19 protein-coding genes and 4 pseudogenes are annotated in these 26,237 nt (G+C 72.1%); 12 read left to right on the forward strand and 11 right to left on the reverse strand.

Annotation, left to right across the window (positions count from 1 at the left end; translation table 11 throughout):
* Nucleotides 1-227: 227 nt before the first annotated feature.
* Nucleotides 228-1,970, reverse strand: a pseudogene (locus tag IG05_RS0140120) (M28 family peptidase); the annotation flags it as partial.
* Between the two features lie 246 nt (nt 1,971-2,216).
* Between IG05_RS0140120 and IG05_RS0140125 the strand changes: the two are divergent.
* Together IG05_RS0140125 and IG05_RS0140130 are read left to right on the forward strand one after the other, a co-directional pair.
* On the forward strand, nt 2,217-3,248 hold the full coding sequence (locus IG05_RS0140125) for a phosphatidylinositol-specific phospholipase C domain-containing protein (RefSeq protein WP_030349046.1): 1,032 nt from the start codon (nt 2,217-2,219) through the stop codon (nt 3,246-3,248).
* A gap of 36 nt (nt 3,249-3,284) precedes the next feature.
* A complete protein-coding gene (locus IG05_RS0140130) occupies nt 3,285-3,839 on the forward strand; it encodes a glycoside hydrolase family 25 protein (RefSeq protein WP_030349047.1) in 555 nt (184 codons plus the stop codon).
* A gap of 28 nt (nt 3,840-3,867) precedes the next feature.
* Here the strand turns inward: IG05_RS0140130 and IG05_RS0140135 are convergent, their stop codons facing one another.
* The gene (locus IG05_RS0140135; RefSeq protein WP_030349048.1) at nt 3,868-4,530 is read right to left on the reverse strand and encodes an NADPH-dependent F420 reductase; all 663 of its coding nucleotides are present in this window, start codon (nt 4,528-4,530) and stop codon (nt 3,868-3,870) included.
* Nucleotides 4,531-4,676: 146 nt separating this feature from the next.
* The gene (locus IG05_RS0140140) at nt 4,677-4,889 is read right to left on the reverse strand and encodes an EF-hand domain-containing protein (RefSeq protein ID WP_030349049.1); all 213 of its coding nucleotides are present in this window, start codon (nt 4,887-4,889) and stop codon (nt 4,677-4,679) included.
* Between the two features lie 152 nt (nt 4,890-5,041).
* Between IG05_RS0140140 and IG05_RS0140145 the strand changes: the two genes are divergently transcribed.
* Entirely contained in the window at nt 5,042-5,695 is a 654-nt protein-coding gene (locus tag IG05_RS0140145; protein WP_030349050.1) for a GNAT family N-acetyltransferase, read from the forward strand.
* Here the strand turns inward: IG05_RS0140145 and IG05_RS0140150 are convergent.
* The 6 genes and pseudogenes from IG05_RS0140150 to IG05_RS0140170 all read right to left on the reverse strand — a co-directional run bounded on the left by IG05_RS0140150 (nt 5,662) and on the right by IG05_RS0140170 (nt 11,716).
* Complete coding sequence (locus tag IG05_RS0140150) at nt 5,662-6,846, reverse strand: beta-propeller fold lactonase family protein (RefSeq protein ID WP_030349051.1); 1,185 nt, start codon at nt 6,844-6,846, stop codon at nt 5,662-5,664. The two genes, IG05_RS0140145 and IG05_RS0140150, sit on opposite strands and share 34 nt — an antisense overlap.
* Nucleotides 6,846-7,508 carry a polysaccharide deacetylase family protein gene (locus tag IG05_RS0140155; protein ID WP_234336269.1) on the reverse strand — a complete coding sequence of 221 codons (663 nt, stop codon included), beginning with the start codon at nt 7,506-7,508 and terminating at the stop codon, nt 6,846-6,848. Before IG05_RS0140155 ends, IG05_RS0140150 begins: the two co-directional genes overlap by 1 nt.
* A gap of 20 nt (nt 7,509-7,528) precedes the next feature.
* Nucleotides 7,529-7,954: pseudogene (locus tag IG05_RS46285) on the reverse strand (ATP-binding protein); the annotation flags it as partial.
* A gap of 299 nt (nt 7,955-8,253) precedes the next feature.
* Nucleotides 8,254-9,021 carry an enoyl-CoA hydratase/isomerase family protein gene (locus IG05_RS0140160; RefSeq protein ID WP_030349053.1) on the reverse strand — a complete coding sequence of 256 codons (768 nt, stop codon included), beginning with the start codon at nt 9,019-9,021 and terminating at the stop codon, nt 8,254-8,256.
* Nucleotides 9,022-9,101: 80 nt separating this feature from the next.
* Entirely contained in the window at nt 9,102-10,334 is a 1,233-nt protein-coding gene (locus tag IG05_RS0140165) for a L,D-transpeptidase (RefSeq protein WP_420707659.1), read from the reverse strand.
* A gap of 158 nt (nt 10,335-10,492) precedes the next feature.
* Nucleotides 10,493-11,716, reverse strand: coding sequence for a L,D-transpeptidase (locus IG05_RS0140170; RefSeq protein WP_030349055.1), 1,224 nt, complete (start codon nt 11,714-11,716; stop codon nt 10,493-10,495).
* A 220-nt stretch (nt 11,717-11,936) separates the two neighbouring features.
* Between IG05_RS0140170 and glgX the strand changes: the two genes are divergently transcribed.
* The 5 genes and pseudogenes from glgX (at nt 11,937) to IG05_RS0140195 (ending at nt 17,672) form a co-directional block, all read left to right on the forward strand.
* Nucleotides 11,937-14,180: a glycogen debranching protein GlgX gene (gene glgX / locus IG05_RS0140175; protein ID WP_030349056.1), complete on the forward strand. Its 2,244-nt coding sequence runs from the start codon at nt 11,937-11,939 to the stop codon at nt 14,178-14,180.
* A 112-nt stretch (nt 14,181-14,292) separates the two neighbouring features.
* On the forward strand, nt 14,293-14,799 hold the full coding sequence (locus IG05_RS0140180) for a SigE family RNA polymerase sigma factor (RefSeq protein ID WP_030349057.1): 507 nt from the start codon (nt 14,293-14,295) through the stop codon (nt 14,797-14,799).
* 109 nt (nt 14,800-14,908) lie between these two features.
* Complete coding sequence (locus IG05_RS0140185) at nt 14,909-15,541, forward strand: hypothetical protein (protein ID WP_158839135.1); 633 nt, start codon at nt 14,909-14,911, stop codon at nt 15,539-15,541.
* A 146-nt stretch (nt 15,542-15,687) separates the two neighbouring features.
* A pseudogene (locus tag IG05_RS0140190) lies at nt 15,688-16,410 on the forward strand (dolichyl-phosphate beta-glucosyltransferase); the annotation flags it as partial.
* A gap of 23 nt (nt 16,411-16,433) precedes the next feature.
* The gene (locus IG05_RS0140195) at nt 16,434-17,672 is read left to right on the forward strand and encodes a membrane protein (RefSeq protein WP_030349060.1); all 1,239 of its coding nucleotides are present in this window, start codon (nt 16,434-16,436) and stop codon (nt 17,670-17,672) included.
* A gap of 100 nt (nt 17,673-17,772) precedes the next feature.
* Here the strand turns inward: IG05_RS0140195 and IG05_RS0140200 are convergent, their stop codons facing one another.
* Both IG05_RS0140200 and IG05_RS0140205 read right to left on the reverse strand, forming a co-directional pair.
* Nucleotides 17,773-19,632, reverse strand: coding sequence for an ABC transporter ATP-binding protein (locus IG05_RS0140200; RefSeq protein WP_030349061.1), 1,860 nt, complete (start codon nt 19,630-19,632; stop codon nt 17,773-17,775).
* Complete coding sequence (locus tag IG05_RS0140205; RefSeq protein ID WP_030349062.1) at nt 19,629-21,410, reverse strand: ABC transporter ATP-binding protein; 1,782 nt, start codon at nt 21,408-21,410, stop codon at nt 19,629-19,631. Before IG05_RS0140205 ends, IG05_RS0140200 begins: the two co-directional genes overlap by 4 nt.
* Before the next feature lie 345 nt (nt 21,411-21,755).
* On the opposite strand from IG05_RS0140205, the gene IG05_RS0140210 reads away from it, so the two are divergent.
* From IG05_RS0140210 to IG05_RS43025, 4 genes and pseudogenes are all read left to right on the forward strand, one after another.
* Nucleotides 21,756-23,612 (forward strand): M4 family metallopeptidase, encoded by a 1,857-nt coding sequence (locus IG05_RS0140210; protein ID WP_030349063.1) that lies wholly within the window; start codon nt 21,756-21,758, stop codon nt 23,610-23,612.
* A 250-nt stretch (nt 23,613-23,862) separates the two neighbouring features.
* The gene (locus IG05_RS0140215; protein ID WP_030349064.1) at nt 23,863-25,293 is read left to right on the forward strand and encodes a M4 family metallopeptidase; all 1,431 of its coding nucleotides are present in this window, start codon (nt 23,863-23,865) and stop codon (nt 25,291-25,293) included.
* Nucleotides 25,294-25,364: 71 nt separating this feature from the next.
* Entirely contained in the window at nt 25,365-25,886 is a 522-nt protein-coding gene (locus IG05_RS0140220) for a DUF1990 domain-containing protein (protein ID WP_030349065.1), read from the forward strand.
* 58 nt (nt 25,887-25,944) lie between these two features.
* A pseudogene (locus IG05_RS43025) lies at nt 25,945-26,237 on the forward strand (hypothetical protein); the annotation flags it as partial.

Here is a 26,237-nt window from a genome sequence, read left to right on the forward strand (position 1 = left end):
AGCTTCGACAACTCCCGCGCGTCCTTCGGCGCCACCCGGGACGGATCCGCGATCTCCGGAACGTCCACCGCACGTCCAGCGGTCTGCACGGTCGTCGTCGGCATCACATGTCCCTCTCAGGCGATCGGCCCCGTCTCGCCGGTCCATTGTCCGGCAAGCCCGCGTCTACCCCGTATTCCGGCCGGCATTCCCGGCATTCCTCGGAGAGGGCCGGCCGGAGTCGCGGCTCAGCTCGTCGTCAGGGTGACGTCGTCGACGACGAAGCTGGTCTGGAGGCTGGAGTCCTCGGTGGCGGTGAAGGTCAGCGTGATCTGCCGGCCGAGGTACTGGCTCAGGTCCAGGGTGCGCTCGGTGTACCCCGTGGCCGCGTCGGCGTTGGAGTACGTCTGCTTCACGGTCCCGTCGACCTTGACCTGGAAGGTGTCGTACGCCGTCGTGCCCGACTCGGCGGTGTCGGCGTGCAGCCAGTACTTCAGGGTCGCCCTGGTGCAGCCTGACGGGACGGTCACGGTCTGGCCGACGGTGTCGGTGGCCGCGTAGCCGTAGCCCGCGAGCCAGGCGTAGCGGGTACCGGAGTGCGCGGACTGGCCGCTGAACGTGCCGATCGCACCGGTGTCACCCGTCCACGGCGACGTACCGCTCTCGAACCCGCCGTTGGAGACGGCCTGGGAGGCCGTGCAGCCGCCCGCGCCCTTGACGGTGAGCGTGTACGAGGCGGTGTGCGTGGTGGTACCGGTACCGGTGCCGGTGATCGTGAGCGGGTACGTGCCGGGCGGCACGGAGGAGCCGACGGAGACCGTCGCCGTGGAGGAGGCGCCGGAGGTCACCGAGGCCGGGCTGAAGGAGACCGTGACGCCCGAGGGGGCGCCCGAGGCGGACAGGGTCACCGTCTGCGCCGAGCCGCTGGTGGTGGCCGTGGAGACGGTGGTGGTCAGCGAGGTGCCCGGGTCGGTGCTGCCGGTGGCGGGGCTCGCCGAGACCGAGAAGTCGTTCGTGGGGGCGGTGTCCGCGACCGCCTGCTTCCACAGCGTGTAGGCGACGCCGTCGGCGCTGCGGTTCAGCCCGGTGGCGTTGATGTTGGCGGTGGTGTCGCAGGAGGAGTGGTAGCAGCCGTCGTACGCGGCGCCTGCCGTACCGCCCCACTTGGCCGCCTGCGCCGAGGTCTTGCGGGCGCTCGCGCCCATGGCGTAGCCGGAGGTCGGGATGCCGTAGTTCTCGAAGGAGTAGTCGTCGGAGCGGCCCGCGCCCTCGGTGTTCTCCTCGGGCTGGAGGTTCAGCGAGTCCCAGTACGCCTTCATGGGCGCGGCGGCGGCGGAGGTGATGTGGTTGATGAAGTAGCCGCCGTTGGGCGAGGCGACCATGTCGAAGTTGTAGTAGGCCTTGATCGCCGTGCGCTGCGCGGAGGTCAGCGAACGGGCGTAGAAGTCCGAGCCGTTGAGGCCCTGCTCCTCGTCCGTCCACCAGCCGAAGCGGACGCGCGCGGCCATCGACGGCTTGGTCTCGGCCAGTTTGAGCGCGACCTCCAGGAGGGTCGCGCTGCCGGAGCCGTTGTCGTTGATGCCGGGTCCGGCGGAGACGCTGTCCAGGTGGGAGCCGAACATGTAGACCTTCGACGCGTCGCCCTGGGGCCACTCGGCGATCAGGTTGGGCCCGGCGCCGCTGGTGCAGCCGGAGGTGCAGGCCTGCTCGGTGACGGTGTAACCGGCCGCCTGGAGCTTGCCCTTCACATAGGCGACCGAGTCACGGTAGCCCTGGGTGGTGGACCTGCGGTTGCCGCCGTTGCGGCTGGCTATGGCGTTGAGTTCGGTGAGGTGCGCCTGTACCCGGCTGACGTCGATGTCGGGTACGGTCGCGGCCGCGGCCGGGGCAGCCGCCGCCGTGGCGTGGCCGCCGGGGGCCGCCTGGGCGCTCGCGGGCAGCAGGGTGAGGCCCGCGGCGGCCGTGGCCAGGGCGAGGCCGGCCAGGGAGAGTCTTCGGGGTCGTAGCACCATGTCTCCTTGTGGGGTGGAGGAAACGGGAGGCGGGCGCCGGCCTGGGTGGGCCGTGCCGCTTCACCCTGATGAGCATGCGCATGCCAAGACCGGTTCAAGCCTCCGCGCGCCAGACCGGCCGGATGCGTGCCGCCTGGTGCACCATGTTCCTCCCGGGGCTACCGTACGGTAACCGCGCGGCCCTACGCTGCCGTCAACTCGGCGACAGCGAAGGGAAGTTCGGGGATGCGTGGATTGAGACGGCTGGCGGCGCTCGCGGGGGCCGCGGCTCTGCTGGCGGTGGCACCGGGCAACGCACAGGCGGCGTCGCCGAAGTTCTCCGAGACGACGGCCATCGGCACGCACAACGCGTACGACAAGTCCAAGTACACGTACTTCGCACAGGCGCTGGACTCCGGCGCCTCACTGCTGGAACTGGACGTCTACGCCGACACCCTCAGCCACCGCTGGCGGGTCAGCCACAGCAACCCGCTGGGCAACGACAACAACTGCGAGGCGGCGAAGACCCCCGGCGAGCTGTACAGCAAGAGCCGCAACCAGGACCTCGGCAGCTGCCTGGACAACATGGCCGCCTGGAACCAGCTCCACCCCGACCACCCGCCGATCCTCGTCAAGGTGGAGCTGAAGGTCGGGTTCAACAACAACGCGGGCCTCGGACCGGACGAGTTCGACACGCTCGTGGCACAGAAACTGGGCGCCGGCGTCTACAAGCCGGCCGACCTGCTCGGCGGGACGTACCCCACGCTGGACGCGGCGGCGAAGGCCAACGCCTGGCCCGCCCGGGACTCCCTCAGGGGCAAGTTCCTCTTCGACCTGATCCCGGGCACGGTGGAGCAGTCCAACCCGTTCGACCACTACTGGACGGACGAGGAGTACGGCGACCACCTGCGCGACCTCTCCGCGGCCGGGAACATCTCGGCGGCCCAGGCCTTCCCGGCCGTGCTCGGCGCGGCGAACGGCGATCCGCGCACCAGCCGCTACGACGCCTCGATCCGCCCCTGGTTCGTGTTCTTCGACGGTGACGCGGCCGCCTACGTCAACAACGGCTACGACACCTCGTTCTACTCCGCGAACCACTACATCCTCATCGCCACGGACGCCCACGGCGTGTCCCCGGCGATCTCCTCCACCAACCCGACGGACGCCGAAGTCGCCGCGCGGCTGGCCCTCCTGGCCGGGAAGCACGCGAGCCTGATCACCTCGGACTGGTCGGCGAAGTCCGCGTCGGTGCTGAGTTCGGTGACCACCCGGAGCTGAGGTTCCGGACAGCGGCTCGCGGGGGACAACCCTCACATGCTGCATGGCATCGACGTGAGCGTCTTCCAGTCCTCCTCCTACGGAACGGACGGCCTCTCCTTCGCCTTCATCAAGGCGACGGAGGGCCGTTCGTACGTCAATCCCCGGCTGACCGCGCAGACGAAGACCGCCCGCGACGCCGGACTGGTCGTCGGCTTCTACCACTTCCTGTGGCCGGGCGACCTCACCGCCCAGGCCGAGTACTTCCTCCGCCACGCCCCGGACCGCGCCGGCGACATCCTCGCGGTCGACTGGGAGACCACGGGCGACGGAACGCACGCGAGCAACGCGGAGAAGGACCGCTTCCTGCGCAAGCTGAAGGAGTTACGGCCGCACAACCGGGTCGTGCTCTACTGCAACCGGCACTTCTGGCTCGACCTCGACACGACCTCCTATGCCGGGGACGGGCTGTGGATCGCCGACTACGTCACCGCGGGCAAGCCGCGCATCAAGGCGAAGTGGCGGTTCCACCAGTACACCAGCGAACCCCACGACAAGGACGTGGCGGACTTCGCGAGCAAGGCGGCGCTGAAGGAGTGGGCCACCCCCTAGGGGCCGGGCGCGGGCCCGGCCCCGGACATCAGCCCCGGAAGTCGGCCGGGCGTTCCGGGGAGGCTTCGGCCAGGGCCTTCTCCACGGCGGGCCGGCCGGCCCGGAGACCGTACACCGGGGTGCCGGGCTGCTGGCGCCAGGAGTCGGCGATGGTGCCGGCGTCGACCGTGTCGAAGCCCAGTTCGTCGATCAGGGCGCGGACCTTCTGCTTGGCGGCCTCGTCGTCGCCGGCGACCGGGAGGGCCATGCGGTCGGGGTCGCCCGCGGGGCGGTGCCGGTCCAGGATGTCCTGGGCGTAGGTGCCGTTGAAGGCCTTGATCACCGGGTGGCCGAGGTGCCGCTCGGTCCAGCGGCTCTCGGTGAGGCCCTCGTCCTCGATGGCCGCGATCCGGCCGTCCCGCTGCTGCGGGTAGTAGTTGCCGGTGTCGATCACCGCGGCTCCCTCGGCCGCGCCGTCCAGCAGACCCGCGGGCAGGGCCGGGACCGCCTTCAGGGGAACGGTGACGACGACCACCTCGGCGCCCTTGGCCGCGTCCTCGGCCCGGACCGCGGTGGCGCCGGTCTCCTCGGCCAGTTCCCGGAGTGTCGCGGGGCCGCGGGAGTTCGCGACGGAGACGTCGTGGCCGAGAGCGGTGAGCCGCCGGGTGAGGTTGCCGCCGATGTTTCCCGCGCCGATGATGCCGATCTTCATGGCTGGCCTTCCGGATGTCGATGCATGTGCATGCTTCTGTCGTCCGGGTCAACCTCATGCCGGCGCGGCCTATTCCGCGCTGCCGCCGAACGGACGGCAGGGGGCGCCCGTTCCGGCCGGAACGGGCGCCCCCTGCCGTCGCCGGGTCACTTGTTCAGGTAAGCCCAGAACTCGTCGAACGACAGCACCTTGTCGCCGTTGAGGTCGCGGGACGCGATGATGGCCGCCGCGACCGTCTCGGTGACGTTCCAGTCACCTTGCTGCGCCAGGGCGGACTTGAACTCCGCTGCGGTGATGAATCCGTCACCGTCCGCGTCGATCCGCTGGAACTGCTTGCGTGCTTCCTCGATGTCCGCCACCGATCCGCCCCTTTTTGTTCGTGTTTCTCATGCCGTGCTGGCGTACTGACGCTGGTCAGATTAACGGCCCGCCGGACACCGGACCGCGCCGACCACCCAGGAGGTCTGCGAGGCTGGGTCCTTCGGTGGGCGAAACACTCGGGGAGCGGGCCGTGGAGACCTTGCGGGACATTCTCGACGCGGCGGCGGCCGGCGTCTTCCCGGCCGCGGACGGCGGTACGACGGTCGTACCGCAGCCGTCACCGCGGGACGCCGGGGTGATGTCGTTCACCGGGCACTCGGTGGTCTTCACCGACGAGGACCCGCGGTGGGTGCGCGAGGCCCTGCGCGGCACGGACTGCGACGCGCTGGCGGCGCCGTTGCACCCCCGGTTCCTGACCGCCCTCATGGACCGGACCGGGCGCCGCGGCGAGACGGTGGACGCGGTGCTGGTGGCCGGGCCGCTGCCGGGCCGGCCGGCGCTCGCGCTGCGCGGGATCGCGGACCCCGGTCATCCCCGGATCGGCTACGCCCGGGGGCGCCGCGACGAGGTGCGCGCCTGGACCGCCGAGGGCGGGGTGCTGGTCATGGGACGGGGGGTCGCCGGGCGGCTGGAGGTGTCGGTCGAGGTGGACGAGGGAGCACAGGACCGGGGGCTCGGCCGGCTGCTGGTGACCGCGGCCAGGCAGCTCGCCGGGGAGCCGCTGTGGGCCCAGGTCGCCCCGGGGAACGCCCGCAGCCTGCGGGCGTTCCAGGCGGCCGGTTACCGTCCGGTCGGCGCGGAGCTGCTGCTTCAGCGGAAGATGCCGGTGTGCCCCAGTGAGTAGCGGCCCGGCTGGGGGTAGACGGCGAGGCCGTGGGGGCCGCTGCCGACCTTGATGCGGGCGACCAGGGCGCCGGTGCGGGTGTCGATGGCGTACACCTCGGCGTTGTAGCGGCCGGAGAGCCACAGGACCTTGCCGTCGGCGGAGACTCCGCCCATGTCGGGGCTGCCGCCGCCGGGCAGGTGCCACTTCCTGGTGAGCCGGTCCTGGGTGAAGTCGAACACGGAGATGGTGCCCTCGCCGCGGTTGGAGACGTACATCTCGCGGGAGTCGCGGCTGACGTAGAGGCCGTGGGCGCCCTTGCCGGTGGCCAGGAACCGGGGCCGGGTGAAGCGGTCGCCGTCGAGGATCCACAGCCCGTTCGCCATCATGTCGGCGATGTAGAACAGCTTGCCGTCCGGGGCGATCTTGACGTCCTGCGGCATGGCGCCGCGCAGCGGCAGCTTCTCCTGGGCGACGACCTTCATCCGGGCCGTGTCGACCTTGAGGATCTCGCCGCTGAACTCGCAGGAGACGATGAAGTAGCGGCCGTCGACGGAGAAGTCGGCGTGGTTCACGCCGTAGCAGGTGACGGGGACGGTCTTGACGACCTTCATGGTGTGCGCGTCCCGGAAGACCAGCTCGCGGTCCATGGAGGCCATGACGACCGCGTACTTGCCGTCGGGCGTGAAGTACAGGTTGTACGGGTCGTGCACGGCGACCGGCTTGCCGGCCCGGCCGGTGCGCGGGTCGATGGGGGTGAGGCTGTTGCCGAGGTCGTTGTTGACCCACAGGGTCCTCAGGTCCCAGGACGGTACGACGTGCTGGGGCTGGCGGCCCACCGGGATGGTCTCGACGACCTTGCGGGTCGCGGGGTCGATGACGGTGACGGTGTCGGAGTTGGTGTTCGGCACGTACACCCGGGAGGGGAAGTCCCGGACCACGGGCGAGAACCGGCCCGGCCGGTCGGCGGCGTACAGGTCGGCCGGGTCCTCGACCGGGGGCATCCCGGGCAGCACGTTCACCCGCGGCTTGGTCACCCGCGGCGGGACCGGGGCCTTACTGCCGAGGGCCTCGCTCTCGCGGTCCCCGCCGCCACCGCACGCGGAGAGCAGCGTCAGGGCGGTGAGGGCGGCACCGGCGGCCAGCAGGCGGGCGGCTTTCGTGGTTCGCATCAGCTCAGCAGCTCCGTGGTGGTGACCGCGCGCAGTCCGCGGCGGCCGAGTTCGGTCAGGACGTCGGGGAGGGCGGCGACCGTGTCCGGGTAGCCGAAGTGCAGGCTCACCACGGATCCGTTGCGCACGCCGGCGAGGACCTCGCGGGTGACGGCGGCGGCGCCGGGGCGGGTGTAGTCGAGCGAGTCGACGTCGTACGACAGCACGTGCGGGTAGCCGGCGGCGCGGGCCAGCCGGGCCACGAGCGGGGAGGCGGTGGGGGCGCGGGAGGGGCGGAACCAGGTGCCGATGGAGCCGGTGAGCCGCTTGAGCCGCTCGGCGCAGTCGGTGATCTCCCGGCGGGCGTCCGCCTCGGCCAGGGTGTTGACGCCGATGTGCCGCTGGGTGTGGTTGCCGAGGTCGTGGCCGCCGTCGAGGATGCGGCGGGCGAGGTCGGGGTGCTCGTCCAGCCAGGTGCCGACGGCGAGCACGGTGAGCCGGGCGCCGTGCCGCTCGGCCGTGGTGAGCAGGGCGCGGGCGAGGGCGGGGTCGCCCTGGCCGTGGAAGGTGAGGGCCACCCGGGGGCGGCTGCGCGGGCCGTGGGTGATCTGGGCGGGCAGGCCCGGGTAACCGCGGGGGGCGGCGGCCGCGGAGGGGTGGACGGAAGGGGACGCGGGGGACACGGGGGACGTGGGGGACGTGGCTTGTCCACCAGGAACAGCCCGCGTCCGCTGACGTCGAGTTCCTGGACCGGCATCAGGCAGGGCAGCCCGCGCGAGGGATCGCGGACCTCGACCCGGATCCAGCCGGTGCGGCGGCGCATCCGCAGGCCGAAGACCCGGGCGCCGGTGTGCCGCACGGCGTTGCCGACGAGTTCCGACACGAGTAAGACCGCATCCTCCGCCAGCTTGGGGCTGAGCCGCCAGGTGCGCAGGACCACGACCTGGGCGAGCCGGCGGGCGGTGGCGGCGGATTCGGGGCGGGACGGCAGCGGCACCTCCGCCTCCGTCGGGTTGCCGAACAGTTCGATCGCCTTGAGCGCCTGTTCGTCCTCGACCGCGGGCGACCAGCGCGCCGCGGCTGCACGGCTGTGTCCCCGCGGCTGTTCGATGCCCTCCAGCCCCGCCATGCCCCCATGATGGCCGTCCGGAGCCGACTTGGGGGCCGTTCCGGAGGAATACGCCCCCCGCACGCCCCCGTTCCACGCCCGTCGGTCGGCATATGCCTTCGGCATGACAGCGTCGGACACAGCCCGGCTGACCTGCGCAGACGGCACACTTCCGGGCAAGCGCCAGGCTCCCTCGACAAGGCAGACTTAAGGCTGCCTTAAGGCTCCCATAAACCGCCCCATCGAGGGACCCGGCGGAGGTGACCCGTCAACTGCCCGCCACCCGGAGGGAGTCGGCGGGGTGCGCGGGCCGTCGGCGGTCAGACGAACTTGGCCTTGCCCGGCCCCTCCTCCACGAAGCTGCGCATGCCCCGCTCGCGGTCCTCGGTGGCGAACAGACCGGCGAACCAGTTCCGTTCGACGGCGAGCCCGGTGTCGATGTCGGCCTCCAGACCGGTGTCGACCGACTCCTTGGCCGCGCGCAGCGCGAGCGCCGGACCCTGGGCGAGCTTCGCGGCCCAGGCGTGCGCCTGCTCGTACACCTCGGCGGCCGGGACGACCCGGTCCACCAGGCCGATGGCGAGGGCCTCGTCGGCCTTGACCTGCCGGCCGGTGAAGATCAGGTCCTTGGCCTTGGAGGGGCCGATCAGCCGCGGCAGCCGCTGGGTGCCGCCGGCGCCCGGGATCAGCCCCAGCAGGATCTCGGGCTGGCCGAGCTTGGCGTTGTCGGCGGCGATGCGGTAGTCCGCGCACAGGGCCAGCTCGCAGCCGCCGCCGAGCGCGTAGCCGGTGACGGCGGCGACGACCGGCTTGGGGATGCGGGCCACGGCGGTGAAGGCGTCCTGCAGGCCGCGGGAGCGCCGGACCATCGCGGGATGGTCCATGTTCTGCATCTCCTTGATGTCCGCGCCGGCCGCGAACACCCGCTCGCCGCCGTAGATCACCACGGCGCGCACGTCGTCGCGGTGCGTGGCCTCCTCGGCGAGTTCCTTCAGCCGGTCCTGGGTGGCGATGTCCAGCGCGTTCATCGGCGGCCGGTCCAGACGCAGGGTGCCGACGCCTTCGGCGACTTCCAGAGTGACGGTCATGCAGGTCAGGTTAACGGCCACTAACGACAGTGGGCCCGGTGCCGTTCCTCACAGCACCGGGCCCGTCCGTCAGCCGGGGGTCACTTCTTCCAGTCGGCCCACGCCATGTTCCAGCCGTTGAGGCCGTTGTCCGGGGCCACCGTGGCGTCGTGGGAGTTCTTGACGACCACCACGTCGCCGATCATCGAGTGGTCGAAGAACCAGGCGGCCGGGACGGAGCCGTCGTAGCCGCCGCGGACGTCGCGCAGGCCCACGCAGCCGTGGCTGGCGTTGTAGTTGCCGAAGGCGTCACCGCCCCAGTAGTTGCCGTGGATGAAGGTGCCGGAGGTGGTGAGGCGGATGGCGTGCGGGACGTCCTTGATGTCGTACTCGCCGCCGTAGCCGACCGTCTCGCCGTTCATCCGGGTGACGGCGAGCTTCTCGCTCATGACCATCTGGCCGTTCCAGGTCTCGTAGCCGGGCTTGCCGGTGGTGACCGGGAGGGTTTTGACGACCTTGCCGTCCTGGGTGACCTTCATCGTGTGCTTCTTGGCGTCCACGACGGAGACCTGGTTGCGGCCGATGGTGAACTTCACGGTCTTGCGCTGCTTGCCGTAGACACCGGCGCGGCCCTCGACGCCGTCCAGGTCGAGGTCGACGGTGACCTTCGTGCCCGCCTTCCAGTACTTCTCGGGGCGGAAGTCCAGGCGGTCGTTGCCGAACCAGTGGCCCTCGACGTCGACGGCCGGCTCGGTCTTGATCTTCACGGCCTTCTCGACCGCCGCGGGGCTGGTGATGCCCCGGGTGAAGCGTATGGAGAACGGCATGCCGACGCCGACCGTGGAGCCGTCCTCGGGGGTGAAGTAACCGACGAAGGTGTTCTTCGGGGTGAGCGTCGTGAAGGTGGCGTCCTCGGCGGCCTCGCGGCCCTCGGCGTCCTTCGCCACCGCGTGCACGGTGTACTTGGTGGCCGCCGCCAGATGCGACGACGGCGTCCAGGAGGAGCCGCCCCCGGTGAGGGCGCCCTCGACCTTCGTGCCCTTCTCGTCCTTGACGGTGACCTCGGTCAGCTTGCCCTGGGCGACGCTGACCTTCAGCGCGCCACTGGTGTCGACGCCGGTGGCGCCGGACTTGGGCGCGATGCTGACCGCGGCCGCGGACTGCGCGCCCTTCCGGCTGCCGCCCTTGCCCTTGCCGTCCCCGGAACCGGACCCCGATCCGCCGCCTCCGCCGCACGCGGCGAGCGACAGCACCAGGGCGCCGGCTATGACTGCCAGTCCCCTACGGCCTCGCCGCCCCCGAGCCGACGCCCCCGCTACAGGCCGCATGTTCAAGTTGTTCTCCCCTCGCCGGACCCCTGATCAGGCCCGCTCCCCACCACGTTGTGCGCGCATATTAGCTGCCAGGTTTTGAGCGGGGTGTCAGGCGAATGTCACCGTTCCGTCGCAACTTCCGCCCGGCACCCGCACCCGCGCCCCCACCCCTCACCTGGTTACTTCTCCGCGCTGCCCGCTTTCCACTCCTTCCAGCCCATGTTCCATCCCCCGAGGCCGTTGTCGGGTGCGACCGTTTTGTCCTTGCTGTTCACGACTTCGACGACGTCCCCGACGAGGCTGCGGTCGAAGAACCAGCCGGCCGGGGTGTCCGAGCTGCCGCCCTTGACGTCCACGAGGCCCACGCAGCCGTGGCTGACGTTGACCCGGCCGGGGGCGTCCGTGGCCCAGTAGTTGCCGTGCAGGAAGGTGCCGGACTCGGTGAGCCGCATGGCGTGCGGGACGTCGGCGATGTCGTACTCGGCGCCGAGGCCGACCGTCTGGCTGTTCATGCGGGTGACCTCCAGCATGTCCATCACCACCATCTTCCCGTTGTAGGTCGGGTGCTTGGGGGCGCCCGCGGTGACGGGGACGGTGGCCAGGAGCTGCCCGTCGCGCCGTACGTCCATGGTGTGCCGGGCCGCGTCGACCAGGGAGACCTGGCTGCGGCCGACGGTGAAGGAGAAGGTCCTGTCCTGCAGGCCGTAGATCCCGCGGGCGCCCTCGACGTCCCGCAGGCCCAGGTCGACGGTGACCTCGGTGCCCGGCTTCCAGTAGTGCTCGGGGCGGAAGTCCAGCCGGCCCTTGCCGAACCAGTGCGGGCGGATCTCGACCGGGGGCCGGGCGCTGACCCGGACGGCCCGTTCGACGGCGGCGCGGTCGGTGATCTCCTGGCTGAAGGAGAGCGAAACGATCATGCCGGTGCCGACGGTGGCGCGGTTCTCCGGGGTGACGTAGGCGATGAACCGCCGGTCGGGGACGTAGGTGGTGAAGGTGGTGTGACGGGCCGCGCGGCGGCCGTGGGAGTCCAGCGCGACCACGTCGACGGTGTACTTGGCGGCCAGCGCCAGCCGGTCCTCGTCCGGCCGCCAGGTCAGCCCGTCCTCGTCGACGTGCCCCGGGACCGGCGTGTCCTGCGCGTCCTGGGACCTGACCACGGTCACCTTCTCCAGGCGCCCGCCGGGCACCCGTACGCGCAGCCGGTCGCCGGGCCGTACGGCCTTGCTGCCGTCGTCCGGGGTCACCCGGATGACGTCCTCGGGAGGCGGCGGCTCCCCCAGTGCCCCGCCCATGCCCAGCGGGCCCGAGCCGTCCGCGGAGCAGCCCGCGAGCAGCCCCGCCCATGTCAGTGCGGCGGCCAGCGCGGCCCCCGCGCGCCGTGCGCGTCCTGTTACGTGCCTCACGCAGGGCTCAACGACGGGCACGCTCCGGGGAAACGTGAGTGCGAGCCACGCGCTGGGCAGAACAGAGGCAAGGACGACACGTCGGGGAGCCGCCGCGCCCGCCTCGGAGCCGTCGGGGCGCAGTCGTACCGGGCGGCCGGGGGAGCCGGAACGCTCCCCCGGCCGCTCGGCACGGCCGGACGCGCCCCTCGGGCGTGCCCACCGAGAAGAGGGGCCGACAGTGACGAGCGCAGCCGAGCAGCGGGCGCCGGCCGGGGAGCCGGCCACCGGGAGCGGGCAACCGGCGGCGGTGAACGGCGCCCGGCGGGCCGTACCGCCCGTCCCGGCCGTGTGGCCGGGTGCGCCGACCCCGCTGGGCGCCCGGTTCCGGGTCGGCCCGGACGGGGTCGCCGGCACCAACTTCGCGCTGTGGGCGGCCGGCGCGGAGGCGGTCCGGCTCAGCCTGTTCGACGAACAGGGCCGGGAGACGCGCATTCCGCTGACCGAACTGACGCACGAGATCTGGCACGGCTTCGTGCCGGGCGTGATGCCCGGGCAGCGGTACGGCTACCGGGTCGAGGGCCGCTGGGACCCGTGGACCGGCGCCCGCTGGAACCCGGCGAAGCTCCTGCTCGACCCGTACGCCCGCGCCGTGGACGGCGAGTTCGGCCTGCCGCCGGAGGTGTACGGGCACGTGCGGGACTGGCCGGACCAGTCGGTCGCCGACACCGTGCGCGACGAACGGGACTCGGCGCCCCACGTCCCGAAGGGCGTCGTCGTCCACGACGACGACGACTGGTCCGACGACCGCCGCCCCAAGACGCCCTGGGCCGACTCGGTCATCTACGAGCTGCACGTCCGGGGCTTCACCAAGCTGCACCCGGACATCCCCGAGGAGCTGCGCGGCACCTACGCGGGCCTCGCGCACCCGGCCGCGATCGAGCACCTGGTGAAGCTTGGCGTCACGGCCGTCGAGCTGCTGCCCGTGCACCAGTTCGCGCACGAGGACCACCTGCTGCGCCGGGGCCTGAGGAACTACTGGGGCTACAACTCCATCGGCTACTTCGCCCCGCACGCCGCCTACGCGGCCTCGGGTACGACCGGACAGCAGGTCGGCGAGTTCAAGCGGATGGTGCGCGCGCTGCACGCGGCCGGCATCGAGGTCATCCTCGACGTGGTCTACAACCACACCGCGGAGGCCGGCGAGCTGGGGCCGACGCTGTCCCTGAAGGGCATCGACAACCGCGGCTACTACCGGCTCCAGGACGACGCCCGCCGGTACGCCGACTACACCGGCTGCGGCAACACGCTGCACGTGGTCCAGCCGCAGGTGCTGCGCCTGATCACCGACTCGCTGCGCTACTGGGTCACCGAGATGGGCGTGGACGGCTTCCGCTTCGACCTCGCGGCGGCGCTGGCGCGCTCGATGCACGACGTCGACATGCTCTCCCCGTTCCTCGCGGTCATCGCGCAGGACCCGGTGCTGCGCCGGGTGAAGCTGATCGCCGAGCCGTGGGACATCGGCTCCGGCGGTTACCAGGTGGGCGCGTTCCCGCCGCTGTGGACCGAGTGGAACGACCGCTACCGCAACGCCGTCCGGGACTTCTGGCGGCACGCCCTGCCCGACGTGCGCGAGATGGGCTACCGTCTCTCCGGCTCCAGCGACCTGTACGCCTGGGGCGGCCGGCGCCCCTACGCCTCCGTCAACTTCGTCACCGCGCACGACGGTTTCACCCTGCGCGACCTGGTGTCGTACGGCACCAAGCACAACGAGGCCAACGGCGAGAACAACCGCGACGGCACCGACGACAACCGCTCCTGGAACTGCGGCGCCGAGGGCGAGACCGACGACGAGCGGGTGCGCGCGCTGCGGCGCCGGCAGCTGCGCAACCTGCTGACGACCCTGCTGCTGTCCACCGGCGTGCCCATGCTGGTCGCGGGTGACGAACTCGGCCGCACCCAGCGCGGCAACAACAACGCCTACTGCCAGGACAACGAGATCGGCTGGCTGGACTGGTCGCTGCTGCGGGAGCCCGGCTGGCGGGCCCTGTTGGACCTGACCTCGCGGCTGATCGCGCTGCGCCACCGGCACCCGGTGCTGCGCCGGCGGGCCTTCTTCTCCGGGCGCGCCCAGACCGCGGACGGGCTGCGGGACCTGGCCTGGTTCACCTCGCGGGGCGCGGAGATGACCGAGGGCGACTGGTACGCGCCCGCCGCCACGCTCGGCATGTACCTGTCCGGGCGGGACATCCCGGGCCGCGACGAGCGGGGCGCGCCGGTGGTGGACGACAGCTTCCTCGCGGTGCTGCACGCCGGCGACCGGCCCACCGGCTTCGTGCTGCCGGGAGCGCCCTGGGCCGAGCGGTACGAGGTGGTCGTGGACACCTCGGTGGAGGAACAGGCGCAGGCGCCCGGTACGGTCCACCGGGCGGGGGCGGAGATCACGGTGCCGGCCCGGGCGGTGCTGCTGCTGCGGGTCGCCTGAGCCGCACCCGTCCGGGCGTGACGTGGATCACGGTCCGCGGGTGCAGCGCCGGCCGGGGTCCAGGGCCTTACCCCTGGTGGAGGAAGAGCCGGCGAGAACGGGGACCGTGAGGATGGAGCAGACCAGGGCCGGTGAGTACGACGCGTTCGTGGCGGCCCGCTGGTCGGTGTTGTTCCATCTCGCCCGTCTGCTCACCGGAGGGGACCGGCACCGCGCCGAGGACCTGTTGCAGGAGTCCTTGGTCAAGCTGTGGTTCGTCTGGCCGAGGGTCGCCGACGAGGCGCCGGAGGCCTATGTGCGCAAGGTGCTGGCGCGGGCCGCGGCCCGCTCGGCGCGGCGGCGCTGGTGGGGCGAGCGCCCTGTGGAGCAGCTGCCCGAGGTGGCGGCGGCCGGTGACATGTCGGCGACCGTGGCCGAGCGCTCCCGGCTGGAGGCGGCGCTGGCGCAGCTGACGCCGCAGCAGCGGGCCGCCGTCGTCCTGCGCTACTACCAGGACCTGCCCGACCGGCAGGTCGCCGAGACCCTGGGCTGCCCGGTGGGCACCGCCCGGTCCCATGCCGCGCGCGGGGTGGCCCGGCTGCGCCGGCTCCTGTCCGACGTCATCGAGCCGGTGGGGTGAGGGAGAGCCCATGGACCGCATGGATCACACGGATGGCACGGATGGCATGGACCGCGGGGACGGGATCGGCCGCGGGGACGGGCCGGACCGCGGGAACCGGATGGACCGCATGGATCACACACGCCGTATGGAGCCGCTGACCCCGCCGGGCGGCACGGACCGGCCGCACGGGGCCCCCGGCGCCGGCCGCGAGGACGGCACGGACGGTTCCGACCTGTTCGAGCGGCAGCTGGTGCAGCTCATGCACCGGGCCCAGCAGCCCGCACCCTTCGAGGCCCGGCACCGGGAGGCGCTGCGCGCCGGTGTGCGGGCCCGGCGCCGGGTGCGCACGGCACGCCGGGCGGCCGGCTCGGTGCTGGCCGTGGCCGGGCTCGGCTTGGGGCTGTTCCTGTGGCCGCACGGCCACACCGACGACCGGCCCACGGCACCGCACCCCCGGCCCCTGATCAGCCCGTCACCCACGCCGAGCACCTCGCCGTCGCCGTCACCCACCGAGTCGCCGAGCGCGCCGCCGTCCACGACGTTCCCGGCGACGACGACGGACTCCCCGACGCCGACCCGGTCCCAATCGTCCTCCGTCCCGCCGGCGACCGCCACGAGTACCGCCACCGCCTCGCACCGGCCACCGCCGGCCACCGCAACCGCCCAGGAGGGCAGCACGACCGCGCCGGCCACTGCGCCGGTGAGCGAGCCCGCCGAGCCGTCGGGCGAGCCCTCCTCGACGACCGGCGCGACCGGCTAGTCCGCGCGCCTCCGCCCTGCCGCCCGCTCCCGCGTGCCCTCGGCATGCCCGATGAACAGGAACAAACGGGGTAAACAGTGATATTCACCCGACCGAGCCGACCGGCCCTTCCCCCGGCCGTGGCACCGGCGCCCCGGCGCACTCCGCTGCCGACGGGCCGCGAGGAGCCCGTCCTGGACGTGGCCGTACCGGTGTTCAACGAGGAGAAGGACCTGGAACCCAACGTCCGGCGGCTGCACGCGCACCTGCGGGACACCTTCCCCTACCCGTTCCGGATCACCATCGCCGACAACGCGAGCACCGACCGCACCCCGGCCATCGCCGCCCGGCTGGCCGGCGAACTGACCGAGGTCGTCTCGCTGCGGCTGCCGCGCAAGGGCCGGGGCAGGGCGCTGCGGGCCGCCTGGTCGGGGTCCCGGGCGCCCGTGCTGGCGTACCTCGACGTGGACCTGTCCACCGGGCTCACCGCGCTGCTGCCGCTGGTCGCCCCGCTCATCTCGGGCCACTCCGACCTGGCCATCGGCACCCGGCTGGCACCCGGCGCGCGGGTCGTGCGGGGACCCAAGCGCGAGGTCATATCGCGGTGCTACAACGTCCTGCTGCGGTGCACGCTCGCCGTCGGCTTCTCCGACGCGCAGTGCGGTTTCAAGGCGGTCCGGCGGGAGGCCGCCGAGCGGCTGCTGCCGCTGGTGCGGGACGGGGAGTGGTTCTTCGACACCGAGCTGCTGGTGCTCGCCGAGCGGGCCGGACTGAGGATCCACGAGGTGCCGGTGGACTGGGTCGACGACCCGGACAGCAGCGTCGACATCGTCGCCACCGCGCTGGCCGACCTGCGCGGGATCCTCCGGATGCGGCGCACTCTGGCCCGCCGCCGGCCGGGGCCGGTCGCCCCGTGACCGCGACCGTGCCCGGCCTGCGCACCGCGGCCCCCGGTCCCGCGTCCGTCTCCCGGTCCGGGGCCGCCGTCCGCCGGTACGGACCGGTCCTCGCCGTGTTCGGCACGCTGAAGCTGGCCGGTTTCTGCTCCTTCATGTACCTGCTGTCCTCCACCGGGGACTTCCACCGCAGGCACCCCCGGTTCGGCGGCGGCGCCCACGCCTGGGACGTGCTGGCCACCTGGGACGGCTGGTGGTACCAGCAGATCGCGCTGCACGGCTACGACCCGAGGCTCGTCCCGGTGCCGGGCGCCACCGGCCTGATCACGCTGGAGGGCAACTCGGCGGCGTTCTTCCCGCTCTACCCGGCGCTGATGCGGCTGACCTCGGCGGTCACCGGTCTCGGCGTGTACGGCGCCGGGCTGCTGGTCTCGGTCGTCGCCTCCTTCGCCGCCGCCCTCGGCATCCACGCCGTCGCCGAGCGGTTCGGCGGCCGGCGGGCCGGGCTCGTGGCGGCCGGACTGTGGGCGGTGTGGCCGGGCTCGGGCGTGGAGTGGGCGGTGTACTCCGACTCGCTGTACGTGGCGCTGGCCGTGTGGGCCTGCCACGCCGTGCTGACCCGCCGCTGGCTCACCGCCGGCGTGCTCACCTTCGCCGCCGGCCTGAACCGGCCCACGGCCGCCGCGCTGATCGCCGCGCTCGGCGTGGCCGCGCTGCTCTGCCTGCGCCGCCGCGAGGAGGGCCCGCTGCGTCCGCTGCTCGCCACCGCCCTGGCCCCGCTGGGGCTGCTCGGCTACCTGCTGTGGGTCGGCGACCGCATGGGCGACCTGGGCGGCTACTTCACGCTCCAGTCGGGCGCGTGGGCGCACCGGTTCGACTACGGCGAGCAGACCTGGGACGTGCTGACGTCCGTGCCGGTGGGCAAGTTCGACTACCTCTTCGCGTACCCCTTCGCCGACGTCATCGCGGTCGGTGTCATCCTGCTCGCCTGCGCGCTCCTGCCGCTGCTGCTGCGGCTGCGCCCGCCGGCGGTGCTGGTCCTGTACACCGTCCTCACCCTGGCCCTGGTCCTCGGCAGTCAGCAGATCGTCGCCAACATCTCCCGCTACCTGCTGCCCTGCTTCCCCCTGTTCCTGCCCCTCGCGGTCGCGATGCGCCGGCTGAGCCTGCCGGTGCTGTGCACCCTGCTGGGCATCGCGGCCCTGGCCTCCGGGTCGTACGCGGGATACGCGCTGTTCGAGCTGGGGGTGCCGTGATCCGCCGCGGCCGGGACGGCCAGGGCCTGTCGTCCGGAGCCCGCCGGGCGCGCGGGCCGTGGCACCGCGCCCCGCTCCGGCCTGATCCGAACGAAGGGTTCTAGGCCAGGCTGTCCCGCCAGGCCCGGTGCAGGCCGGCGAACCGGCCGGTGCCCGCGACGAGTTCGTCCGGGCGGCCGTCCTCCACGATCCGGCCGTGCTCCATCACCAGCACCCGGTCCGCGATCTCCACCGTGGACAGCCGGTGCGCGATCACCACCGCGGTACGGCCCCGCAGCACCGTCGTCATCGCCCGCTGCACCGCCCGCTCCCCCGGCACGTCCAGCGAGCTGGTCGCCTCGTCCAGGATCAGCACCGCCGGGTCGGCGAGCAGCGCCCGGCCGAAGGCGACCAGTTGGCGCTGGCCGGCGGAGATGCGACCGCCGCGCTTGCGGACGTCGGTGTCGTAGCCGTCGGGCAGGGCGCTGATGAACTCGTGCGCGCCGATCGCCTTCGCGGCCTGCTCGATCTCCTCCCGGGTGGCCTCGGGCCGGCCGATCGCGATGTTGTCGGCGACCGTGCCGGAGAACAGGAACGCCTCCTGGGTCACCATGACCACCCCGCGCCGCAGCTCGGGCACGGGCAGCTCGCGCAGGTCCACACCGTCCAGCAGCACGCGCCCGTCGGAGGGGTCGTAGAAGCGGGCGAGCAGTTTGGCCAGCGTCGACTTGCCCGCGCCGGTGGAGCCGACGACCGCGACCGTCTGCCCGGCGGGCAGGGTCAGGTCGAACCGGGGCAGCACCTCGCCGCCGGTGCGGTAGGCGAACCGGACCCCGTCGAAGACGACCTCGCGTCCCGGCAACCCGCCCATGAGCGGCGGGAGTTCACGCGGCCGGTCCGGCTCCGGCACGGACGGCGTCTGCGCCAGCAGACCGGCGATCTTCTCCAGGGAGGCGGCGGCCGACTGGTAGGAGTTCAGGAACATCCCGAGCCGGTCGATCGGGTCGTACAGCCGGCGCAGGTACAGCACCGCAGCCGCCAGCACGCCCAGTTCGAGCGAGCCGGACGCCACCCGGTGGGCGCCCCAGAGCACGATCGCCGCGACCGCCGTGTTGGCCACCAGCCGGGAGCCGACCACGTAGCGGGCCATCTCCAGCAGCGCGTCCCCGTTGGTGCGCTCGTGCCGCCGGTTCAGCACCGCGAACTCGGCGTCGTTGACGGCCTCCCGGCGGAAGGCGCGCACCGGGCGGATGCCGTTCATCGTCTCCACGAACTTCACGATCACCGCCGCGATCGCCGTGGACCGGGCCCGGAACACCCGCCCCGCGCGCCGCCGGTACAGGCGCACCAGCAGGTACAGCGGCCCGAACGACGCCACCGCGACCGCGCCGAGGCCGAGGTCGAGCCACAGCAGCATCGCCGAGATGGAGAGGAAGGACAGGATGATGGTCACCAGCTCCTGGAGCCCCTCGTCGAGGAGTTCGCGCAGTGACTCGACGTCCGTGGTGGACCGGGAGATCAGCCGGCCCGAGGTGTACCGCTCGTGGAAGTCGATGCTGAGCGCCTGAGCGTGCCGGAAGATCCGCCCCCGCAGGTCCAGCAGCACGTCCTGGTTGACCCGCGCGGAGGTCTCGATGAACGCGAACTGCAGCCCGCCGGAGGCGAGGGCGCACAGCAGATAACCGGCGCCGACCGCGAGCAGCGGGCCGCTCCGGTGGTCCCGGAACGCCGGTACGGCGGTGTCGATGGCGTACGCCACCAGCAGCGGGCCCGCCTGCACGGCCGCCTGCTGGAGCAGCAGCAGGAGCGTGGTGAGGGCGACCCGGCCCTTCATGGGCGCGAGCAGCGAGCGCAGCAGGGCGGTGGTGGCGCCGGGCGGGGTGGGCAGGACGTCCTGGTCGAAGGGGTCGCCGCCGGTGTCCCTGGGGCGGTCGGGGTCGTCGTCCGCGACGGCGGGGGTGGAGGCGGTCGTGCTGGTCAACGGGAGTCCTCCTGTTCCCCGGACATCAGGTGGGCGTACTCGGCGTTGCGGCGCAGCAGTTCCTGGTGGGTGCCGACGTCGGCGATCCGGCCGCCGGAGAGCAGGGCGACCCGGTCGGCGAGCAGCACCGTGGACGGGCGGTGGGCCACGATCAGGGCGGTGGTGTCGGCGAGGACCCGGCGCAGCGCGGCCTCCACGGCGGCCTCCGTGTGCACGTCCAGGGCGGACAGCGGGTCGTCCAGCACCAGGAACCCGGGCCTGCCGACGACCGCGCGGGCCAGCGCCAGGCGCTGCCGCTGGCCGCCGGAGAGGCTGAGGCCCTGCTCGCCCACCCGGGTGTCGGTGCCCTGCGGGAGCGCGTGCGCGAAGTCGGCCTGCGCGATGGCGAGGGCCCGGTCGAGTTCCGGCCGTCCGGCGCCGTCCGGGGCGCCCATGAGCACGTTCTCGCCGACGCTGGCCGAGAACAGGGTGGGTTCCTCGAAGGCCACGGCGACCTTCCGGCGCAGTTCCTCGCGGGACATCGCGGTGATGTCCACGCCGTCGAGGGTGATCCGTCCCGAGGTGACCTCGTGCAGCCGGGGGACGAGCGCGGTGAGGGTCGTCTTGCCGCTGCCGGTGGCGCCCACGAGGGCCATGGACTCGCCGGGACGGATGTGCAGGTCGATGTGGGCGAGCAGGGGCGGGGAGCCGGGGGGCGCGTCGGGGTAGCGGAAGGAGACGTCCTCGAACCGGAGTCCCCGCCCGCCCTGCGTGCGCGGGCGCGCGGTCCCGGCCCCGGCCGACGGCTCCTCCGGCTCCTCGTCCCGCACCTCGAAGTACCGCTCGGTCGCGGTGGCCGCCTCCTGGCTCATCGCCAGCAGGAACCCGATCGAGTCGACCGGCCACCGCAGCGCGAGGGCCGTGCCGAGGAAGGCGACCAGCGTGCCCGCGGACAGCTGCCCGTCGGCCACCCGTACCGCGCCCAGCACCAGCGCCGCCCCGATGGCCACCTCGGGCAGGGTCACGATGACGCCCCAGATGGTGGCCAGCAGCCGTGCCTTGCGCAGTTCCGTGCCGCGCAGCCGGCCCGACAGTGCGCGGAAGGCGCGGGCCTGGCTGCGGTGGCGGCCGAAGCCCTTGATGACGCGGATGCCGAGCACGCTCTCCTCGACCACCGTGGTCAGGTCCCCGATCTGGTCCTGGGCGCGGCGCGCCACCTGCGCGTACCGCCGTTCGAAGACCACGCACGTCCACATCACGGGGACCGCGGGCCCGAGGATGACCAGGCCCAGCACCCAGTCCTGCAGCAGCATGATCACCACGCCGACCAGGATGGTGACGCCGTTGACGAGCAGGAACGTCAGCGGGAACGCGAGGAACATGCGCACCAGCATCAGGTCGGTCGTGCCCCGGGAGAGCAGCTGGCCGGAGGCCCAGCGGTCGTGGAAGGCGACCGGCAGCCGCTGCAGCCGCCGGTACAGGTCCGCCCGCATCTCCGCCTCGACGTGCGACAGCGGCCGGGCCACGAGCCAGCGCCGTATGCCGAACAGGACCGCCTCGGCGAAACCGAGCAGGAGCAGGTAGAGCGCGCCGAGCCACACTCCCGCCGGGTCCCGGTCGGCGACCGGCCCGTCCACCAGCCACTTCAGGACGAGCGGGATCACCAGACCGGTACAGGAGGCGACGACCGCGACGAACGCGGCGGTGAACAGCCGGGCGCGGACCGGGCGGACGTACGGCCACAGGCGGAGCAGGGTGCGGACGGCGGAACGGTCGGTGGTTGCACGCGTCGAGGACATCAACCCGGAGCGTACGGACCACCGCTGACATCGCCCACCGAGTTTCGGCCGGACCGGTCCCGTCCAGGAGCGTCCCACCCGGCGAAGAGTCCGCATACCGAACATGAACATCCGGTCAACGAACCGTTTCCGGCCAACTTCGTGACGCGCTCCTGACAGATGGGGTGATCTCCTGCCACTCTTCCCAGGCCGACTCACAGCAACCCCACAGTTACTGCGCGTCTGAGTGAGCCGGCTCCGCACCTGCACGTGGCTTTCGCACCGCCCAGTTCTGCCCGGACGTCCCAACCCACCGTCCGGTCTCCCCTGGCCGCGCGACCCGCGGTCACGCAGAAGGAGTCAGTGTTGAGAAGCAATCTCTCTCGCGGACGCACCTCCCACACCTCGCACCGCAGGACCGCCACCGTCGCCCTCGCCGGCGTCGCCGCCCTCATCGCCGCCGCCGTCCAGTCCGGCGCGGCCAGCGCGGCACCCGCGACGCCGCAGGCCGGGAAGGCGAACCCGGCCCACTCCGCCGTCAGGCTCACGCCCTCGCAGCGCGCCGAACTGGTCCGCCACGCCGGTTCCGGCACGGCCGCGACCGCCCGCGGGATCGGGCTGGGCGCCCAGGAGAAGCTGGTGGTCAAGGACGTCGTCAAGGACGGCGACGGAACCCTGCACACCCGGTACGAGCGGACGTACGCGGGTCTGCCGGTGCTCGGCGGCGACCTGGTCGTGACCACCGCGAAGTCCGGCAAGACGATGGAGGTGATCCGGGCCACCGGTGCCACGCTGAAGGTCGCCGGTCTCACCCCGGCCGTGCCGGAGGCCGCCGCCCGGCGGCAGGCGGTGCAGCGGGCCAGGGCGCTGGGCGCGGACAGGCCGGCCGCGGACAGCGTCCGCAAGGTGATCTGGGCGGCGACCGGCACACCCGTGCTGGCGTACGAGACGGTCGTCGGCGGGCTCCAGGACGACGGCACCCCCAACCGGCTGCACGTCATCACGGACGCGGCCACCGGCAAGAAGCTCTACGAGTACCAGGGCATCGAGACCGGCGTCGGCAACACCCAGTACAGCGGGCAGGTCTCGCTGACCACGACGCAGTCCGGCTCGACGTACACGCTCACCGACGGGGCGCGCGGCGGCCACAAGACGTACAACCTGAACCACGGCAGCTCGGGCACCGGCACCCTGTTCTCGCAGTCCTCCGACACCTGGGGCAACGGGTCCAACTCCAACGCCGCCACCGCGGGCGCGGACGCCCACTACGGCGCCGCGCTCACCTGGGACTACTACAAGAGCACGTTCGGCCGTACCGGCATCAAGAACAACGGCGTCGGCGCCTACTCCCGCGTGCACTACGGCAACGCCTACGTCAACGCGTTCTGGGACGACAGCTGCTTCTGCATGACCTACGGCGACGGCTCCGGCAACGGCGAGAAGATCGACATCAACGGCAACGGCACCCCGCTGCGCTACATGGACAAGCCCAGCAAGGACGGCGCGTCCAAGGACAACTGGTACTCGGGCATCGGCGGCGTCGACGTGCACTACTCGTCCGGCCCCGCGAACCACTTCTTCTACCTGCTGAGCGAGGGCAGCGGCGCCAAGGTCGTCAACGGCGTCAGCTACAACTCGCCGACGGCGGACGGGCTTCCGGTCACCGGCATCGGCCGGGACAAGGCGCTGCAGATCTGGTACCGGGCGCTGAGCACCAAGTGGACGTCCACCACCAACTACGCGGGCGCCCGCACCGGCACCCTGGCGGCGGCCGGCGAGCTGTACGGCACCTCCAGCGCCGAGTACAAGGCGGTGCAGGACGCCTGGGCGGGCGTCGGGGTCGGCTCGCGTTCCGGCGGCGGCGGGGGCGGCGGCACCTCGTACGAGAGCACCACCCCGGTGGCCGTCCCGGACAACGGGCCGGCGGTCACCTCGGACATCACCGTCTCCGGCCGGACCGGGAACGCGCCGGGCAACCTCCAGGTCTCCGTCGACATCACCCACACCTGGCGCGGTGACCTGGTGATCGACCTCGTCGGCCCCTCGGGCACCGCCTACCGGCTGAAGAACTTCAGCTCCTCGGACTCGGCGGACAACGTGAACGAGACCTACACGGTCAACGCCTCGGCGGAACCGGCCAACGGAACCTGGAAGTTGCGGGTACAGGATCAAGCCACCTACGACACCGGGACGATCAACGGCTGGAAGCTGACGTTCCCGTAAATCGCAGGTCCGCAGGCCCGGAATCACGGCGTCGTCCGAGGGCGAGGCACTCTCGGACGGCGTCCGTTCACACAGCTGAAACGTTCACCCAGTGGTCATTTTTCAGCCAACATCACTTCAGGGTCCTGACATGTACGCGCCCCTGATGTCACTCTCTCTCCACCCGCCGCAGCAGCACCGCCACTTCACAACCCCACACAGCCGGCCAGTAACCCCACACTGACCGGACTCCCCACGAGAAGGAGCTTCTGTGAGCCCCCTCTACGCGCGTCACAAGCGCACCACTCTGGCCATCGCCACCGCCGTCGCCGCCGGAGCCCTGCTCGCCACCGGTGTGACCACCAGCGCCACCGCCCAGCCGGCTGCCAAGCCCCTCGCCGCGGCCCCGACCCAGCTGTCCGCGGCGGCCCGCACCACCCTGATCCAGCAGGCCCAGGCCGGCGCGGCCGACACCGCGCAGCGGATAGGCCTCGGCGCCAAGGAGAAGCTGGTCGTCAAGGACGTCGTCAAGGACGTCGACGGCACCCTCCACACCCGCTACGAGCGCACCTACGCGGGCCTGCCCGTGCTCGGCGGCGACCTGATCGTGCACACCGCCAAGTCCGGCAAGACCGAGGGCGTCACCAAGGCCGCCAAGTCGGCCATCAAGGTCTCCTCGCTCAAGCCGCAGATCACCGCGGCGAAGGCCGAGAAGCAGGCGGTGTCCGCCGCCAAGACGCTCGGCTCCGCCAAGACCACCGCGGACGGCGCCCGCAAGGTGATCTGGGCCGGCTCCGGCAAGCCCGTCCTCGCCTACGAGACGGTCGTCGGCGGCCTCCAGGACGACGGCACCCCGAACCAGCTGCACGTCATCACCGACGCGGCCACCGGCAAGAAGCTCTACGAGTACCAGGGCATCGAGAACGCGACCGGCAAGACGCTGTACTCCGGCACGGTCACCCTCAACTCGGTGCAGTCGGGCTCGACGTACCAGCTCACCGACAGCGCGCGGGGCAACCACAAGACGTACAACCTGGCCCGCAAGACGTCCGGCACGGGCACCCTGGTGGCCAGCTCGACCAACGTCTTCGGCACCGGTACCGCCTCGACCTCCTCCTCCGACCAGACCGCGGCCGCCGACGCCGCCTACGGCGCGGCGGAGACCTGGGACTTCTACAAGAGCACCTTCGGTCGCAGCGGCATCAAGAACAACGGTGTCGGCGCCTACTCCCGCGTGCACTACGGCAACGCCTACGTCAACGCGTTCTGGGACGACAGCTGCTTCTGCATGACCTACGGCGACGGCTCCGGCAACGGCACCCCGCTGCGCTACATGGACAAGCCCAGCAAGGACGGCGGCTCGTCGGACTACTGGTCCTCCTCCGTCGGCACCAAGGACGTCCACTACTCGTCCGGCGTCGCGAACCACTTCTTCTACCTCCTCTCGGAGGGCAGCGGTTCGAAGACGATCAACGGCGTGACCTACAACTCGCCGACGTACAACGGCTCCACGGTCACCGGCATCGGCCGCGCCAAGGCGCTGCAGATCTGGTACAAGGCGCTGACCACGTACATGACCTCGACGACCAACTACAAGGCCGCCCGCACGGCGACCCTGAACGCGGCGTCGGCGCTGTACGGCTCGACCAGCACCGAGTACAAGGCGGTCGCCGCGGCCTGGTCCGCGGTCAACGTCGCCTGATCGCCGACGACTTGACGCAGGGCGGCACCCGGGAGGGAAACCTTCCGGGTGCCGCCCTACCCTTGTGACCCATGTCTTCGGCCCCCTTCACCTACGAGCCGGTCGGCGTGACCCGCGACGATCTCACGTCCTGCCCGCCAGGCTTCCACCCCATGCTCGTCCGCACCCGCCTCGGCGAGGGCCAGGAGGTCTTCCGGCGCGCCGCCGAAGCGGTCCTGACCTGGGAGATGCACCGCGCGCTGGGCGTCGGCCTCGACGCCGCCGCCGACCGCGCGGCCCCCGGCATCGACGTCACCGTCACCCTCGCCGGGGTGATAAAGGCGCCCTGCCGCATCATATGGACGGCCGAGGAGCCCCGCCGCGCCGGCTGGGCCTACGGCACCCTCCAGGGCCACCCCGAATGCGGCGAGGAGGCCTTCGTCGTCGACCGCACCGGCGACGGCACGGTCTGGCTCACCGTGGCGGCCTTCAGCAAGGCCGCCAAGTGGTACGCCCGCGCAGGCGGCCCAGCCACCCGCGGCCTGCAACACGCGTACGCCCGCAGGTGCGGGGCGGTACTGAAGCGGCTGTGCGCGGGACTGTCCGAGGCATGACCCGACAAGCCATCCCCCCGCTTTGTAACCCGGCATGCGCCGATGTGATCATCCCCTCGTGAAAGAACACGGGGCCCACACCGGACCGGCAGCGCAAACGCCGAAGTCACGGCTGTACGACTACGCGAACGTCGCGATGCCCGACCCGCAACCGAAGACCACTGAGGATCCCCAGCACCGGCGGCGCGAGTTCGCGGTGTTGCTGGGTGAGTTCCGGCGTACGGCGGTGCTGGTGCCGGTGGACGGGGACGAGGCGCCTTTGACGGGTGATGTCGGGGGTGTCCGCTGGATCTACGCGTTCTCGAACGAGCGGGCGTTGGCGCGTTTCGCGCTGGCGCGGGGTGAGGGCGG

The organism is Streptomyces sp. NRRL S-1022 (assembly GCF_000720135.1).
Lineage (GTDB): Bacteria > Actinomycetota > Actinomycetes > Streptomycetales > Streptomycetaceae > Streptomyces.